The following is a 15,949-nucleotide window of genomic DNA, read 5'->3' on the forward strand; positions in this document are numbered from 1 at the left end:
CATCTCCAGGGGCACGATCCAGCGGATGCGTCTTCGGCTCGTGACTTCGCCATCGGCGCAGCTCGTCATCCGTGGGCGTTTGGTTCACGAGACACTGGGCCGCTTCGACGCTATGGACGACACGAAGCCCTAATATCGAGGTTTTGACCGAGACCGGCAGCTCGTCCCAGGCGGCATAGCAATTGCTGAATTCGGTCTGACCGCCGACGGATGACAAACGCTTCGCATTCAATATCGCCGCACGCGCCGGAACGTCGTCGCTCGCGCCGTCGAAATGCCAAAAGAACGAACCTTTCAAATATTCGGCCGCGAATGCGTCGACCTTCTTATCGAGTGTGATCGGCAGAAGCCCGTCGCCGCGCAGGAGAACGATCTCGCCGAGCGTGCGGGAGAGAGCGAGCTGCTGCGCGTCATCGAGGTGAAGTCGCGGAAACACGATCACGCCGCGTCGTTCCAGAATGTCGCGGATCTCCGCCGCATATTCGCCGCGCGTCAGCGCCGCGACATCCATCTCGATCGAAGAGCCTATGCGCGGCGTCAGATCGAGAATATCGAAGCCGCGTCGAATGGTGATCGCATCCATGCTCGTCTCCTCATGCGCATGTGTCGAAAGCCCCCGCCCGTGACATCGAAAGAAAAATCGCGCTGCGCGCCGACGACGAACTGCGCGCCGATCGACATTGGCGCGGAGTCACGATTTCGCCGCCCGCGACAGCTGCTCCCGAAGATCTTCCGCGCCCTTCTCTATCCCCGTCCGCGCCGCCGATAGCGCGCCGACGCTCGCCGGAATATTCAGCGGGCTGGGATATTGCTTGGCGACGAAAGCCGTGAGCAATCGATTGTCGGAGGCATCGCGTATCTCTACCGCATAGAACACCGAGCCGGTCAGCAGCCCTTCGCCGCCACGCACGGTCTGCACGCCATTGTAGAGACCGCCCGCGAGATCGAAGCGCGAGATCGTGCTGAGCACGGGCGTGCTCGTGACGGCGCTGGTCAATGTCAATTTCAGCCGCAGCGTATTCGCGCCCGGCCGGTCCGCTATGGTGAAGCGGCTCCTCAGCTTCTCGGCGAACTCGCTCTGCATATGCTCGGCGAGCGACGCCTTGTCGGCTTCCGCCATATCGCCGAACTGATGATCGGAGCCGCGATAGATCGCGACGGGATCGATGACGAGCCTGTTATAGGCGCGCCAATCGGTCGTAGCCGCATAGCGAAACGGAATGCGCTTGGCGTCGTCCTGCCGATTGGGCTGCAAATGCGCCGAGGATGGAAGCCCGGAATAGGCGATGGGATCCACGCTCGAGCAAGCGCTCGTTCCGAGGCAGAGCAGCGCGACTGTCGGTCGCAGCATTTTATCCAGTGCCGCCATACAATAATACTCCTTTGCGTCCAACGCCGCTCGATTGCGTCGCCGCGTGATCGTTCGGGCTCGAATTTCGAGGCTCGCGGGAACGCGCCGGAGTCGACGTCTTCGGCCGCGCCGAGGCGCTTTCCGACTTCGACCCGTCCGGCGTGGCGGCGGCGAACGAGAAGCTGCGGCCGCCGAGCCGTCCGCGATAGGGCGCGCGATCATCTCCGCGTATCAGATCGAAGCTCACGATCGTGTTCGGCACGGCGACAGCGAGCACAACCTCATCGCGGGCGAGGATGTCGACCTCGAGCGCTTCGTCGGGCCGATCGGAATCGAGAAGAAGGATGCGTCGCGTCACGAGCTCGTCCCCGCCTGCATGTCGTCACGGCTGCGAGAACAAATCGAAGTGATAGTTCACGCCGACGCGAATGGTGTGGAATCGTGCGTGACGATCGGCGACATCCTTCCGCAGATCCCGGTAGAGATCCGTGTAGAGATATTCGAGCTTCGCAGACCATTTCCGCGCGAAAGCCCATTCCACGCCGCCGCCCGCCGTCCAGCCGATGCGCAGCTTGCCGTCACCGGCGATCTTCGGCTCGCCGAAGGCCATGCCGCCCGTGCCGTAGATCAGCAAGCGCGGCTCCGTGAGCGCGAAGCCGACGCGGCCGCGCGCCGTTCCGAACCACGGCAGCGTCGCATCCCGATGATAGGGGCTGTCGTCTCGCGCCTTCAGGCTCGACGCCTGAAAGTCGTTCTCGGCGCCGATGACGAAGCGAGGCGACAGCTGATAATTGAAGCCGAGCTGGCCGCCGCCGACGACGCCGCTCGGCGATTTGTCGGCATAGGCGCCGGCGCCGACTCCCTCGCCGACCGCGCCGCCGGCGTTGAGGCCGCCGTAGAGGCCCGTCCAGGTGAAGGCGGGCGGCGGCGCCTCGAACGCAAAAGACGGCTTCATATAAGGAAGATCGGCCGCCGGCGCGGCGCCTGCGCTCGCGGCCAGGACGAAAAGCGCCCGCGTCAAAGCTGTCGAATATTTCACGATCATGTTTCCGATCCCCTGCGCTCCGACTCCCTCCGAGCAGCCGAGGAAGAAAATACGCGAGACCGGCAGAATGTCAACGCTGTTGACACAACAATGTTGACACTCGCGCCTTCCAGCCCCATTTGACCATCGTCAGAAGACGAATAATCTGCGCGGAAACGGGAGGCGGATCGATATGGCGACGCTGGCTGAGCTTCAGGAAAAGCGCGGCGGAGAGATCACACGGCGGCGCATACTCGAGGCGGCGCGCGCGCGTTTCTCGATAGCCTCCTACGAGGATGTGAAGCTCCGTGAAATCGCCGCCGAGGTCGGAGTGGATGTCGCGCTGGTCCACCGCGCCTTCGGCTCGAAGGAGCAGCTCTTCTCGGCCGTCCTCTCGACCTCCAAGGAGGCCGAGTCGCAATCGACGCTCGACGCCGGCCGCCTCAGCGAGGATTTCACGGACGGGTTTTTCAGCGCGAGCCAGAACGAAACGCTTCAGATCGTCGTGCGCTCGCTGACCAATCCACAAGCGCGGGAGGTATTGCGCGCCCGCAGCTTGACCGAGTTCATCGGCCCGGTCGCCGCCGCTCTCGAGGGAGCATCGACGATCGAGCGCGCAACCTTGTTCAACGCCTGCCTCGTCGGAATGGCGATCTTTCGCGAAGTCTTGGGAGCGCAAGCGCTGCAGGACGCCAATAGCGCCAAGACGCGGCCCTTGATCGCACGGGTTCTCGCGGCCTGCCTCGCCGACGAGCCGAGCGCCGCGCCGGAGCCGAAAAAGGAGGGTCCAGCGAAAGCTCCTCGCCGAACGGCGCCGAAAAAGGCGCCGGTGGCGAAGACGCCGTCTAAAAAGCGCGTTCCGACGAAGTCTCGCAGACGCTGAGGCCGGCGCGCTATCGGCCGCTCACGTCTGTGCGCTCGCGACTTTCCGCCGTCGCATGATGAACCGCCGACTTTGACGAAGCCAATGCGAAAAATGCGCGAGGCGCGACGAGCCGCCGCGCCTCGGATAGACGGGAACCCGACGACCGAGGTCGCCGACGCCGTCAATGCAACTCGTCCAAGGCCAGATTGAGCTCCAGCACATTGACGCGCGGTTCGCCGATAAAGCCGGCGGCGCGCTGCTCGATCCGACTTTCGACCAAGGCGCGCACGCGGCTCTCGGGCAGCTTGCGCGCCGCGGCGACTGCGGCCGCCTGCGCCAGCGCATATTGCGGCGAGATGTGCGGATCGAGACCGGAGGCCGATGTCGTCACCGCATCCGCCGCGACCACATCGATGCGCCCGGCGGCGAACTCCGCCTCGATCGCCGCGTTCACGCGTTCTACGAGCTTTTGCGAGGTCGGGCCGAGATTGGAGCCGCCGGAATTCGCCGCATTGTAAGGCGCGTCGATCGTCTTGCTCGCGTCATTCGGATCTGGCGCGCTCGTCGCCGAAGGACGGCCGTGGAAGTAATTATCGGCGACGAATCTTTGACCGATCAGACGCGAGCCGACGATGACGCCCTTGCGCTCGATGAGGCTGCCATTGGCCGCGTCGTGGAAAGCGAGCTGCGCGATTCCGGTGATCGCCAGAGGATAGGCGAGGCCGGTCAGAAGGGTGAAGAGAACGATCATCACGATCGCAGGACGAATTTGGGTGAGCATGAGAAGCTCCTTCACGCGAGATGCAGGATCGACACGATCATGTCGATCAGCTTGATGCCGACGAAGGGAATAATGACGCCGCCGAGACCGTAGATCAGCAGATTCCGCCGCAACAAGGCGGCGGCGCCGATCGGCCGATAGGCGACGCCTTTCAGCGCCAGCGGTATCAGCGCGATGATGATCAGCGCATTGAAGATCACCGCGGAGAGGATCGCCGATTGCGGCGAGACGAGCTTCATCACATTGAGCGCGCCGAGCTCTGGATAGGTCACGACGAACAGCGCTGGGATGATGGCGAAATATTTGGCGACGTCATTGGCGATGGAGAAGGTCGTCAGCGAGCCGCGCGTCATCAGCAGCTGCTTGCCGATGGCGACGATCTCGATAAGCTTGGTCGGATCGCTGTCGAGATCGACCATATTGCCAGCCTCGCGCGCCGCTTGCGTGCCGGTCTGCATGGCGACGCCGACATCGGCCTGCGCGAGCGCCGGCGCGTCATTGGTGCCGTCGCCGCACATTGCGATGAGGCGGCCGCCCTGCTGCTCCTTGCGAATATAGGTCAGCTTGTCCTCTGGCGTCGCCTGCGCGATGAAATCATCGACGCCCGCTTCCGAGGCGATGGCCGCCGCCGTGACCGGATTATCGCCCGTCACCATCACCGTCTTTATCCCCATGGCGCGCAGCTCGGCGAAGCGCGCCTTTATGTCTGGCTTGATGATGTCCTTCAGATGCACGACTCCGAGCAAGCGTCCGTTCTCGCTGACGGCGAGCGGCGTGCCGCCGGCGCGCGAGATGCGCTCCACCGCGCGCGTGAAATCCTCCGGCGCGCGTATTGGCGAGACGGCGGCGCGCTGGAGAATTTCGGCGATCGCGCCGCTCGCCCCTGCGCCGCCGATATCGGCACGGTCCACGATCGATTGGGTCTGCGCGAGAATTGCGTCGACGGCGCCCTTGCGCAGCGAGCGGCCCGGCAGATCGAGACCAGAGATCCGGGAATGCGCCGAGAAAGGAACGACGCGCGCATCGGCGCCGGGAGCGGGAGCGGCGAGGCCATAGCGGCTCTTGACGAGCGCGACGATGGAGCGTCCCTCCGGCGTCTCATCGGCGAGGGAGGCGAGCAGCACGGCCTCCGCGAGCTCATGCTCGCCGACGCCGCCGACAGGAATGAGCTCATCCGCCATGCGATTGCCGAATGTGATCGTGCCTGTCTTGTCGAGCAGCAGCGTGTCCACGTCGCCCGCCGCCTCCACCGCGCGACCGGACGTCGCGATGACATTGAAGCGGATGAGGCGATCCATGCCGGCGATGCCGATCGCCGACAAGAGGCCGCCGATCGTCGTCGGTATGAGGCAGACGAGCAGAGCGATGAGCACGGTGAGCGACAGCACGGTTCCCGAATAATTGGCGAGCGGCCACAGCGTCGTGCAGACGATCAGGAAGATGATCGTCAGGCCCGACAGCAGGATCGACAGCGCGAGCTCGTTCGGCGTCTTCTGCCGTTCGGCGCCTTCGACGAGCGCGATCATGCGATCGATGAAGGTCGAGCCGGGCGCTGCGGTGATCTTCACCCGCACCCAATCGGACAACACAGTGGTGCCGCCGGTGACGGCGGAACGATCGCCGCCCGCCTCGCGAATGACCGGCGCCGACTCGCCGGTGATCGCCGACTCGTTGACGGAAGCGACGCCCTCGACGACCTCGCCGTCGCCGGGGATGAGGTCTCCGGCTTCGACGAGCACGACGTCGCCGAGCTTCAGCTCCAGCGCCGAGACGATGTCGTAGTCGCGCGATCCGCCTTTGGTTCGCTTGGCTTTCGTGTCCGTGCGCGTGCGTCGCAACGCATCGGCCTGCGCCTTGCCGCGGCCTTCCGCCACGGCCTCCGCGAAATTGGCGAAGAGGACTGTGAACCACAGCCAGGCGGCGATCTGGCCGGAGAAGAGCGCGCTTCCGTCATTCGCGATTAGATCGCGAATGAACAAGAGGGTGACGACGGCCGAAACCGCCTCGGTGACGAAGATCACCGGATTGCGCGCCAGCCGGCGCGGATCGAGCTTGATGAGAGCGTCGATCGCCGCGCGGCCGATGATGGCCCGATCGAGCAGGCCAGGAGCAGCGACTTTGGACGACATTTGCGTTGATCTCCGGATCAGAAGGTCTTGCCGGCGGCGAGCAGCAGATGCTCGACGACGGGACCGAGCGCGAGCGCCGGGAAATATTGCAGCAGATAGAGCACGACGATGACGCCGAGCAGCAGGCCGATGAACAACGGCCCATGCGTCGGGAATGTGCCGCGCGACGCCGGCGCCTTTTTCTTCGCGGCGAAGGAGCCGGCCATCGCCAGCACGGGAATGACATAGGCGAAACGTCCGAGCGTCATCGCGATGCCGAGCGCCGTGTTGTACCAAGGCGTGTTGCCGGAAAGGCCCGCGAAGGCCGAGCCGTTATTGTCGGTCGTCGAGGCGAAGGCGTAGACGATCTCCGACAGGCCGTGCGGGCCGGCGTTGTTCAAGCTCGCGAGCGCGCCCGGCAGCAGCGCGGAAGCCGCGGAGAATCCGAGCACGCAGAGCGGATAGATCAGCACGGCGAGCATGGCGAGCTTCATCTCGCGCGCCTCGATCTTCTTGCCGAGATATTCCGGCGTGCGGCCGACCATGAGGCCGGCGACGAAGACCGCGACGACCGCGAGCACGAGGAAGCCATAGAGGCCGGCGCCGACGCCGCCCGGCGCGATCGAGCCCATCAGCATGTTGAACAAGGGCACGAGGCCGCCGATCGGCATGAAGGAGTCATGCATCGAATTGACAGCGCCGGTGCTGGTGCCTGTCGTCGCTGCGGCGAAGAGCGCGCTGGTGGCGACGCCGAAGCGCACCTCCTTGCCTTCCATATTGCCGGGCGAAGGATCGACGCCGATCGACGTCAGCAGCGGATTGCCGGCGGCCTCCGCCCAATAGGCGATGAGCACGCCGCAGACGAGCACGATGAGCATAGCGATGGCGATCGCGCGGCCTTGCCGAAAATCCAGCACGGCGCGGCCGAAGGCGAAGGCGAGCGCGAAGGGAATGACGAGCAGCGCCCATATTTCGAGGAGATTGGAAATCGCGTTCGGGCTTTCGAATGGATGCGCCGAATTGGCGTTGAAGAAGCCGCCGCCATTGGTGCCGAGCTCCTTGATCGCTTCCTGGCTCGCGACCGGGCCGATCGAGATCACCTGCTTGGCGCCCTCGAGCGTCGTCGCTTCAACCGAGCCTGAAAGCGTCTGCGGAACGCCGAGCGCGACCAGCGCGAGCGCGACGACGATCGACAGCGGCAGCAGCACATAGAGCGTCCCGCGGGTCAGATCGACCCAGAAATTGCCGACCGTCGGCGATTCCGCGCGCGCGAAGCCGCGCACCAGCGCGAAGGCCATTGCGAGGCCAGTCGCAGCGGAGAGGAAGTTATGAACGGTGAGCCCGAGCATCTGCACGAGATGGCTCATCGTCGTCTCACCAGAGTAGTTCTGCCAATTGGTGTTGGTGATGAAGCTGATCGAGGTGTTGAAGGCGAGATCGGCCGGGACAGGGTCGAAGCCCTGCGGATCGAGCGGCAACACATTCTGCAGGCGCTGCAACGCATAGAGCGATGCGAAGCCGACGACGCTGAAGGCGAGCATGGCGCTCGTATAGACGAGCCAGCTCTGCTCACGCGCCGGATCGACGCCGGAAAGCTTGTAGAAGACACGCTCCACGGGCAGCAGAACGGGCGTCAGAACATTGCGCTCGCCAGCGAGCACGCGAGCGATGAAGGCGCTGAGCGGCACGGCGGCGAAGACGACGGTTGCCAGCACGACGGCGATTTGCGCCAAGCCAATGGCGTTCATGATCGTTTCCTTTGCGGAGCCCGAGACGCTCGGCTCAGAACTTCTCGGGATGAAGGAGCGTGTAGAGGAGATAGGCGCCGAGCAGCACGGCGACGCCCAGGCCGATGATCGGTTCGAACATCATTCGCTCCCGTTTCAGAGCCGCCCGCAGGCGCGCGCATAAAGGCCCATCAGCGCGAAGAGAAAGGCGCCGAGGCCGAGATAGACGAGGTCGAGCATGGTCAGTCTCCCTTTCGACAATGCTCGGGATATGCCTGCAGAGCGCGTAAGGAGGCTATTCGGATTTGCCCCGTCGGGCGTAAGGGCCGCATAAGGATCAGCTCGCGCGGCGCGCAGCGCCAATGAGACGACGCTGTCGAAAAAGGACGAAAATGTCGTATCGAGGCGTCGCAGAATGCGCGCACAGCCGCCACGGCCTAGAGACCAGGATGATATCGCCTATAAATCAAGATATTAGATTCTCCGTAGCGCCTATGCTGGACTGGACTAATATATCCGTATTTTCAAATAGGTAATATGCGCCGCATGCACACCGTGTGCAGGGATTGTTCTCTTTTTCTTCCTGCTCGCCAGGCCGCACTGGAACACGCCGCTCCTCTCCTTGGCGCGAATTTCGGGCGCCCATCGGCATGCGATTTCGTCCGCCGACTGCCGTTCACTCCCGTCGCCGCTCATGCGAAAAGCCGCTTTACGTCCGCCATCGCCCGAAACAGCTTCATGGGCTGTTCGGGGAACGGCAGAAAGCTCTCTCGTTCGTAGAAGCGGCGGGCGCTATCGTCCTTCGCATCCACGATCAGCGCGAACGAGGCGATCTCGCTCCGGGCAGATCGGTAGAGAGCGTCGGCGAGTAGAAACCGGCCCGTATCCCTTCCCTTGTAGCCGCCGATCGACCGCGAGCCGGCCCATGAGCGTCGCCGGCACGCGCGGATATTTCGGCAGCTTCCGCAGGGGCTGCTCCGGCAGCTCGGCGAGTTGCACGGAGGTCGACGAAAGCGTGTAGTAGCCCGCGATCGTCCCGTCGGGCAGCGCCAGAACGAAGGGCGCGGCCATGTTCTTTCGCGCGTCCTGACCGGACTGTGTCCGAAAATATCGGTCGAGCACCTCCACGGCGCTCTCGAATCCCGATCTGTCATGGCCAGAAGCCAGCGGCTCCACGTAGAGCTTCTCGTCTTTTCCGGCAGGCACGCGTCAAAAGCCGGTTCGCTCGCGATAGCGGCGTACCGTATCACGAAGACGATCATTGACCGGCTTCGGGTTGAGCAGCGCATCGACGAATGCTTCGCTGTCACGAACCGAGAGCGACAGCTGATCATGTTCCTCGATAGCTCTCCGGGCGGCGTCCTGGACGCTGGTCAGCACGAAATCGGTGACGCACCGTCCTTGCAGGGCCGCCGCTCGCTCGATCAGGTTCTTTTGCTCGGCGGTGACACGGGCCTCCAATCGCTCTGCTCGGGTGCGTCTCCCACCAAGTCTGGATGCGGCGTCCGTCATGACCTTTTTCTCCTCGCCATAATGTACGGCCAATACAAGACCGGCGACATTGGATTGTTCCGCTGGCTACGCCAAACGCGGCACGCAACCTGGTCAAGATTGGGGTCGAGGGGGCAAATCCTTCGCCCGCTCAAAAAATCATCGTGTCAGATTGCGGCGGCGGCTTCGCGCTCGGGGCTACCTGCCGTTCAGCGGCTCCAGGGGGGCGCTGCTGTTCCATCTGCTGAGCAAGCTCTACGAGCGGACCAGCGTCATCATCACGACGAATCTGAGCTTCGGCGAATGGGCCGCCGTCTCCGGCGACGCCAAGGTGACGACGGCTCTGCTCGATCGCCTCACTCACCGCTGCCACATCCTCGAAACCGGGAACGACAGCTTCCGGTTTAAGAACAGCTCGGCGAAGGCGGACAAACCAGCAAAGTAGAAGACCAAAACATGACGACCGACTGACCCGCAAGCCATCTTCAACCCGGGTCACTTCTCAATGGAAATCCTGGGTCAAATCTCGACGGAAATCGACAGCAATTGTAATGATAGACGTAAAAAGCCCGACGATGAGATCGTTAATAACTCGTCAATTGGACACCATCTATATGGTTTCAAAGGAGGGTCGCGTGGTCCCTTCAGTACGGTGGAAAAGGCCGATCCATGAAATGGACACAAGCGATTGTCGTCGGGTTGATCGTAACGATGGCCCCTACTCTGGCACGCGCCCAAGAGGAAGAGGAGGACCGCCGAAGAGACTATATGCATCGCCTTCACGAGGATTGCGAGCATGGCGACGAAGAAGCTTGCGCCCGCCTCGACGAGATGCGCGAGGAATGGCGCGAGCGACACCGCCGGCGCGAGTATGAAGAATGGCGCCGAAGCCAAGAAGGGCCGCGTGATTACGATGAAGACCAAAACAGGCGCCGCTTCGTCCCGCAGGCCGATCCCAAAGTCGCATTGTGTCTGGCGATCGAAACGAATTACAATAATTGCATGAGGCAGCACGGCGGGCGCCAGAACGAGTGCGCCGCCTGGGTCTACGAGCTGAAGGCGAACAAATGCTTCTGAGCGCCATCATGCCGGCAGTGTGATGATCGCCTGAAACCCATGAGGGCTGCGCGTCCCAAAGCGAATTTGTCCGCCATAGGCGTCGACGATGTCCGACGAGATCGAGAGCCCGAGCCCGGCGCCCTCGGTCTTTTGGTCGAGTCGAACGCCACGTTGTCCGAGCTCGACGAGCTTTTCGGGGGGAATTCCTAGGCCGTCGTCCTCGACGAGGATCGACAACACGCCTTCGCGTTCCGCCGATACGTGGACTTCCGTGGCCGCCCATTTGACCGCATTTTCCAGGAGCGCGCCAAACAGCTCCGTGGCTTCTTCGACGCCCATGCCGATCGTCACATCCGCAGGAATGTCCAATCGCCAGGACAGAGCGCCGCCACGCGGCGTTCGCATGAACGCTCTCGTCAAGCTTTCCACCACGTTTCGAAGAGGCGTCGATTGGACAGGCGACCCAGCGAGCGACTGCAACCGCGCCCGCGACAGCTCTCGATTTATGTGACGCCGCATGCCGAACGCAAGCTCCTGGAGCTCGTCGGCGATTTCATCTCGACCATCCTTTCGGAGCCGTTCCGCATCCGTCGCGAGAATGGCGAGAGGCGTCTTCAGGGCGTGCGCCAGATTGGCGGCGCGCGCCTTGGCGCTCTCGACCGCTTTCGCTTTCGCTTCCAGCAGGGAGTTCACTTCGGCCACCAAAGGCATGATCTCCTCGGGGCCATCGACTGTAATCGACTTCTTCTCTCCTACTCGAACCGCGTTGACGTTCCGCCGAAGCGCCTCTAACGGCCTCAGGCCGACCGCGATCTGCCCCCATGACGACGCCAACAGAATGAGCGCCAGCACCGCGAGCGAAACAGCCATATCGCCAGCAAACTCCGTTCTCGCCTCTAGAATTTCGTTGCGGTCGACGGCGGCGGTGATCCGCAAGCGCCGTCTGCCTCCCTCCGTCGCGTAATTCACGCGGCGTTCCCCCAGAAATAGAGTCTCGCCCTTCGGCCCGGCGAGGTCGTGATGGTGGGCGATTCCAGGCTCGATCTCGTCATTCGGCAGATCGATGACGTGGTCCCAAAGGGAGCGCGACCGCAGTTTGACGCCGGCTCCATCCTCGACGTTTTGCCAATAGAGACCACTGAGCGGCTGGTCGAAGCGTGGATCCGCGAGCGGTCTGCCGAGTTGCAGAGCTCCGTCGGGCTCTATCGACACATTCGCCGCCAATTGCCGAATGTAAGTGTCGAGCTCGACGCCGACGCGACGTATCACATATCGTTCGAACAACGCCACCAGCGCGACGCCCGCGAGAACCAGAGCGATGCAAAGAGAAAGGGACGCGGCAATCGACAACCTCAGCCGAAGCGACTTTGCCCTCATTTGCCGCCGCCGACAATGTAGCCGAATCCACGTCGCGTCTCGATGCGCTCCGAACCGACTTTTTTGTGCACGCGTCCGACCAAGACCTCGACCGCGTTCTCGGTCTTGTCGCAGTCATGGGAAAAAAGCTGATCCAACAACTCCGCATTCGGCACCACTCGGCCGGAGTGGTGCATCAAATAGCTGAGCAGCCTGTATTCCTGCGGCGTGAGAGATACGGGCTCTCCGTTCAGACTGACCCGCATCTGACGCGTGTCCAGATTCAGATCTCCTACGGTAACGATGGGCGCAAACAAGCCGGTGGATCGACGCACGATGGCTCGCAGTCGCGCAAGCAATTCTTCCATTCGGAAAGGCTTCGGCAAATAATCGTCGGCTCCCGAATTGATCCCGTCCACGCGCTCGAGCCAGCTGTCGCGAGACGTGAGTATGAGAATCGGCATGGAGCGTCCACCGCCTCGCCATTTCTTGAGAATCGAGAGACCGTCCATGCTCGGTAGGCCCCGATCGAGGATGGCCGCGGCGTAATCCTCGGTGTCGCCCTTGAACCAGGCTTCCTGGCCATCGGCTTCCCAATCGACCAAATATCCCGCTTCGTTCAGCGATGCGCTCACGTTTCGCGCGATACGCTCGTCGTCCTCCGCGAGCAGGACGCGCATCAGTCGCCTCTCCTGACGATTTTACCCGTTTGAGCATCGACGCGCGCTTCGATCATAGCGCTGCCGGGGCCGATGATTTTGATTTCGTATATCCAGGCGCCGCGGTCTCGCTCCAGCTCGACTCCGACGACGTCACCGCGAACGCTCTCCCGCACCCTGGCGAGTATCTTCTCGAGCGGCAGAATTTCGCCCCTTTCGAGCGCTGCTCGAGCCACGTCGTGATCTTCGCGCCGAAGGCGCTCCTCCACAGCGAAGGCGTCGCCAGCGCCCATGGCGACGGCCGTTCCCAGGAGCAGCGCGGCCGCACAGCTATGTCCGATTCCTCGTCCCATGAACCCTGTATCGCGCGAGATAGCTGACAAATCCCTGACAGGTCTCGACAGCGGATCGACAGGTCTCGTCCTGTAAGAACACGCCCCGTCGACGCAGATCTGCCCCTCCTCGACCCCGTGAGAAAATACGACAATGCGTCACACCTTCACAGCGCCAAGTCGAGACCGCGTAACGCACTCTGCGCCGACGGTGGAATTCCTCCCAGCGCCGCCACGGCTTTTGGGCGTCGAACCCGAAGGTCGACGCGAGACGCGAACACGGCAGCCCAAGAGCTGTTGAAACTGGCTTTGGCCTGCGATTGGCGTCCTCGAACGGAGTCCGAAATGACCCTTCCCGAAAAAATCCGTCTTTATCATGCCGCCCTGGCAGGGCTGGCGCTATCGGCTTATGTCAGCGGGGAACTCGGCCCCATTCACGAATGGCTCGGCTATGGCGTGACGTTCATCCTGATCGTCCGCATTATCTGGGGCGTCGTCGAGGCTCGCCAGCTCGGAATCTCTCGGTTTTTTCCGGGGTTCACGGAACTCGGCCACGTCCGCTGGTTCGATCGCCCCGCGGTGAGCAAGCTCCTCCTCTCGGGAGTGGCTCTTGCGCTGGTCTCGACAGTCGTGACCGGAGTGTTGGCGGATCGCCCGCCTTCGTCTCCCCCCTCTCGCCGAGCAGAAACCACTTTTTCCTCAGCTTCGGAACGGCGCACGTCAAGCAATCACGACGTCGGGCCGTCGTCGATCGCGAACCGCGACCGCCGTGAAAGCAACAAAAACGAATCCTGGATCACCGAGGTCCACGAAGCGTCGGCGAAATTCCTGCTCGGCTTCGTCATCGCACACGCGAGCTACATGCTGTTGTTCAAACGTCGCCTCGCTGCGTTCATGCTGTTCTGCGCGGGTCGGCGGGCCAGAGCATGAACATCCCGCATCCACGGGCGACGACGCGCCGAGCCCCGCGCCCCAGGCAAGATCGCCCTCGTTTCGGTCGGTGTCGCGAGCGCATTCGTCGGCTCTCACTTTCCGCAGATCTCGGAACCTCTCCGTTACCTTCTTGCGCCGAAATCGCCCGTGATCGACGCCCAAAAGGCGTCGGACCCGGTCGACGGACTCATCAAATTGACGGAGGAGCAGTTCGCGGCGGCGGAATTCGCCATTCAACCAGTGCACGGCGGCGTCCTGACGAGACGCATCAACGTCCCTGCGCTTGTTTCGGCTGACACCGACCGAGTCGGGCATATCGCCGCTAAGGTGGTCGGCACGGTCGCCGAATTGCGCAAGAACATCGGAGACTGGGTGGAAAGCGGTGATCCGTTTCGAGTGCGATCGACGTGAACAACGGCAATGTCTGGGATCCGAGTTACGTCCAGAGCATTCAGGCCGGGCGTTCTTTACCCCGTTCTGCGACGCTGAGCGTCGAGCAGCTGCTTTTCGACGGGTTCAGGGCGACCAATGCGACCCACGCCGCGGAAGCAGGCGTGTTCGCCGCTCGCCAGCGTCTGCGGTTCACGGAGCAACGCGTTCTGCTCGACGGCGTCATCGCCTATACGAACGTGTTGCGAGATACCGCGGTTCTCGGTCTCCATCGGAACAATGTGGCGGTGCTCGACGAGCAATTGCGCCAAACGAAGGAGCGCGCGGCGGCCGGCCAAGTCACTCTGACCGATATCGCACAAGCCGAGGCGCGGTTGGCCGCTGGTCGCTCACAGGCGGCGATCTCTCGCACAACGCTCGACACCAGTATCGCGACCTATAGGCAAGTGATCGGGAGTGAGCCGAAAGAGCTCGCCCCAGCGAGATCCGCCGATCGCTTGTTGCCGAAGTCGCTCGCGGAGGCGGAGCGTGCGGCGCAGAGCGAGCATCCACTCGTTCTCGCCGCCGCGCATGATGCCGATGTGGCCGATCTCGCTATCAGGATCGCTGAAGCGGAATTCTTGCCCAGCATCTCGATGGTCGCGAATGTCTTCACGCAGTCCGATGTCGATGGGCGGAGCAACCAAGCCGTCGGCGTGCAAGTGCTCGGTCGGCTGTCGGTTCCAATTTACGCAGGCGGTGCGACCTCCGCTCGGGTCCGTCAAGCGAAGGAGAGCGCCGGACAGAAACGGTTCGACGTGGATGTGACGCGCGCGGAGCTGACGGCGTCCATGCGTTCGAATTGGGGCGCTCTACAATCTGCATTAGCTCAGATCGTCGCGGCTCGCGCACAGATCGCAGCCGCGGAACGCGCTCTATTCGGCGTCCGGGAGGAGGCGAAGGCGGGCATGCGAGCCACGCTCGATATTCGCAACGCCCAGCGGGAATTGCTGAGCGCACGTATCGGACTCATTGTCGCCCAGAGGGATCGCGTTGTCGCTTCATATGCGGTTCTCGCGGCCGCGGGTCGACTGTCTGCGGGCTCCCTCGCTTTGAACGTCGAAGAACACGACCCCGGAACCCATTTCGGAGAAGTCAGCGACAAGTGGTCCGATCGCTTCCTACTCAATGGTCGGTAAATGCAATTCGGCGGACTGACAAGAGTCCGCGGCTCTAGATCGCGCCCTCGTCTCTCGACGAGGCATCCTATGCGATCGCCGTTGATCTGCTGTCATAATCGCCCCTTACTCGAAGCTGGCGCTGTCTCGGGAACTCGATCGATGCCTATAACGCCCCATGTTGAAAAGCACTTCACCGCCACGGAAATGGTCCGCGATATCGTGATCGGCATGGCGGACGGCTTGACCGTGCCCTTCGCTCTTGCCGCGGGCCTGTCGGCCGCGGTCGCAAACACCGACGTGATCGTGACAGCCGGTCTTGCCGAAATTGCCGCGGGCGCCATCGCAATGGGTCTCGGAGGCTTTCTGGCCGCACGGACCGACGCACAACACTATCTCTCGGAGGCGGCGCGGGAAGGTCGAGAGATCGACCTCATGCGCGACCATGAAATTCACGAGATCGAGCAGCTTCTCCAAGGATACGGCCTGACCGGCGATCCGCTGAAATCGCTTGTCGCCGCCATATCAGCCGACAAGGAACGGTGGATCGATTTCATGATGCGCTTCGAGGTCGGGCTGGAGAAGCCTGATCCGCGACGAGCGCTGGCGAGCGCGCTGACCATTGGACTCGCCTATGTTGTTGGCGGGCTCACGCCACTCATTCCCTACATGACGACAGACAGCGTCGAAACCGCGCTTCTAAGTGTCGGTCCGAA

The 15,949-nt window shown here is 62.8% G+C and carries 18 protein-coding genes and 2 pseudogenes; 7 read left to right on the forward strand and 13 right to left on the reverse strand.

Annotation, left to right across the window (positions count from 1 at the left end; genetic code table 11):
- The 4 genes from A1351_RS00925 to A1351_RS00940 all read right to left on the reverse strand — a co-directional run.
- Positions 1-583, reverse strand: a 583-nt coding sequence (locus A1351_RS00925) for a TauD/TfdA family dioxygenase (RefSeq protein ID WP_064031927.1), incomplete at its 3' end; no start/stop codon positions are given.
- Between the two features lie 108 nt (positions 584-691).
- A complete protein-coding gene (locus tag A1351_RS00930) occupies positions 692-1,369 on the reverse strand; it encodes a DUF3313 domain-containing protein (RefSeq protein WP_024879278.1) in 678 nt (225 codons plus the stop codon).
- Positions 1,353-1,709, reverse strand: coding sequence for a hypothetical protein (locus tag A1351_RS25050; RefSeq protein ID WP_024879277.1), 357 nt, complete (start codon positions 1,707-1,709; stop codon positions 1,353-1,355). Before A1351_RS25050 ends, A1351_RS00930 begins: the two co-directional genes overlap by 17 nt.
- Positions 1,710-1,733: 24 nt before the next feature.
- Positions 1,734-2,396 carry an outer membrane protein gene (locus tag A1351_RS00940; protein ID WP_024879276.1) on the reverse strand — a complete coding sequence of 221 codons (663 nt, stop codon included), beginning with the start codon at positions 2,394-2,396 and terminating at the stop codon, positions 1,734-1,736.
- Positions 2,397-2,568: 172 nt separating this feature from the next.
- Between A1351_RS00940 and A1351_RS00945 the strand changes: the two genes are divergently transcribed.
- On the forward strand, positions 2,569-3,258 hold the full coding sequence (locus tag A1351_RS00945) for a TetR/AcrR family transcriptional regulator (RefSeq protein WP_024879275.1): 690 nt from the start codon (positions 2,569-2,571) through the stop codon (positions 3,256-3,258).
- 163 nt (positions 3,259-3,421) lie between these two features.
- Here A1351_RS00945 and kdpC read toward each other — a convergent pair whose 3' ends face one another.
- The 6 genes and pseudogenes from kdpC to A1351_RS00975 form a co-directional block, all read right to left on the reverse strand.
- Positions 3,422-4,021, reverse strand: coding sequence for a potassium-transporting ATPase subunit KdpC (gene kdpC / locus A1351_RS00950; RefSeq protein WP_024879274.1), 600 nt, complete (start codon positions 4,019-4,021; stop codon positions 3,422-3,424).
- Between the two features lie 11 nt (positions 4,022-4,032).
- Positions 4,033-6,150, reverse strand: coding sequence for a potassium-transporting ATPase subunit KdpB (kdpB, locus tag A1351_RS00955; RefSeq protein WP_024879273.1), 2,118 nt, complete (start codon positions 6,148-6,150; stop codon positions 4,033-4,035).
- Positions 6,151-6,167: 17 nt separating this feature from the next.
- On the reverse strand, positions 6,168-7,877 hold the full coding sequence (gene kdpA / locus A1351_RS00960) for a potassium-transporting ATPase subunit KdpA (RefSeq protein ID WP_024879272.1): 1,710 nt from the start codon (positions 7,875-7,877) through the stop codon (positions 6,168-6,170).
- 34 nt (positions 7,878-7,911) lie between these two features.
- The gene (gene kdpF / locus A1351_RS00965; RefSeq protein ID WP_064031928.1) at positions 7,912-8,001 is read right to left on the reverse strand and encodes a K(+)-transporting ATPase subunit F; all 90 of its coding nucleotides are present in this window, start codon (positions 7,999-8,001) and stop codon (positions 7,912-7,914) included.
- Between the two features lie 547 nt (positions 8,002-8,548).
- Positions 8,549-9,062: pseudogene (locus tag A1351_RS00970) on the reverse strand (GNAT family N-acetyltransferase).
- A 3-nt stretch (positions 9,063-9,065) separates the two neighbouring features.
- Positions 9,066-9,368: a DUF1778 domain-containing protein gene (locus A1351_RS00975; RefSeq protein ID WP_026598049.1), complete on the reverse strand. Its 303-nt coding sequence runs from the start codon at positions 9,366-9,368 to the stop codon at positions 9,066-9,068.
- 175 nt (positions 9,369-9,543) lie between these two features.
- Between A1351_RS00975 and A1351_RS00980 the strand changes: the two are divergent.
- Positions 9,544-9,792, forward strand: a pseudogene (locus A1351_RS00980) (ATP-binding protein); the annotation flags it as partial.
- 224 nt (positions 9,793-10,016) lie between these two features.
- The gene (locus tag A1351_RS00985; RefSeq protein ID WP_134188039.1) at positions 10,017-10,424 is read left to right on the forward strand and encodes a hypothetical protein; all 408 of its coding nucleotides are present in this window, start codon (positions 10,017-10,019) and stop codon (positions 10,422-10,424) included.
- A gap of 6 nt (positions 10,425-10,430) precedes the next feature.
- Here the strand turns inward: A1351_RS00985 and A1351_RS00990 are convergent, their stop codons facing one another.
- From A1351_RS00990 to A1351_RS23530, 3 genes are read right to left on the reverse strand one after another with little or no spacing between them, the layout of a single operon-like run.
- Positions 10,431-11,783 carry a HAMP domain-containing sensor histidine kinase gene (locus A1351_RS00990; RefSeq protein ID WP_064031929.1) on the reverse strand — a complete coding sequence of 451 codons (1,353 nt, stop codon included), beginning with the start codon at positions 11,781-11,783 and terminating at the stop codon, positions 10,431-10,433.
- Positions 11,780-12,442, reverse strand: a complete 663-nt coding sequence (locus A1351_RS00995; RefSeq protein WP_064031930.1) for a response regulator transcription factor — start codon at positions 12,440-12,442, stop codon at positions 11,780-11,782. The genes A1351_RS00990 and A1351_RS00995 overlap by 4 nt, the downstream gene beginning before the upstream one ends.
- Complete coding sequence (locus A1351_RS23530) at positions 12,442-12,690, reverse strand: PepSY domain-containing protein (protein WP_198033071.1); 249 nt, start codon at positions 12,688-12,690, stop codon at positions 12,442-12,444. Before A1351_RS23530 ends, A1351_RS00995 begins: the two co-directional genes overlap by 1 nt.
- 408 nt (positions 12,691-13,098) lie before the next feature.
- Between A1351_RS23530 and A1351_RS01005 the strand changes: the two genes are divergently transcribed.
- From A1351_RS01005 to A1351_RS01020, 4 genes are all read left to right on the forward strand, one after another.
- Positions 13,099-13,683 carry a cytochrome b/b6 domain-containing protein gene (locus tag A1351_RS01005; protein WP_064031931.1) on the forward strand — a complete coding sequence of 195 codons (585 nt, stop codon included), beginning with the start codon at positions 13,099-13,101 and terminating at the stop codon, positions 13,681-13,683.
- Between the two features lie 150 nt (positions 13,684-13,833).
- A complete protein-coding gene (locus A1351_RS01010) occupies positions 13,834-14,097 on the forward strand; it encodes a hypothetical protein (RefSeq protein ID WP_064031932.1) in 264 nt (87 codons plus the stop codon).
- Entirely contained in the window at positions 14,094-15,254 is a 1,161-nt protein-coding gene (locus tag A1351_RS01015; RefSeq protein ID WP_064031933.1) for a TolC family outer membrane protein, read from the forward strand. Before A1351_RS01010 ends, A1351_RS01015 begins: the two co-directional genes overlap by 4 nt.
- Before the next feature lie 141 nt (positions 15,255-15,395).
- Positions 15,396-15,949, forward strand: a 554-nt coding sequence (locus A1351_RS01020) for a VIT1/CCC1 transporter family protein (RefSeq protein ID WP_064031934.1), incomplete at its 3' end; no start/stop codon positions are given.

Source organism: Methylosinus sp. R-45379 (assembly GCF_001644125.1).
Lineage (GTDB): Bacteria > Pseudomonadota > Alphaproteobacteria > Rhizobiales > Beijerinckiaceae > Methylosinus.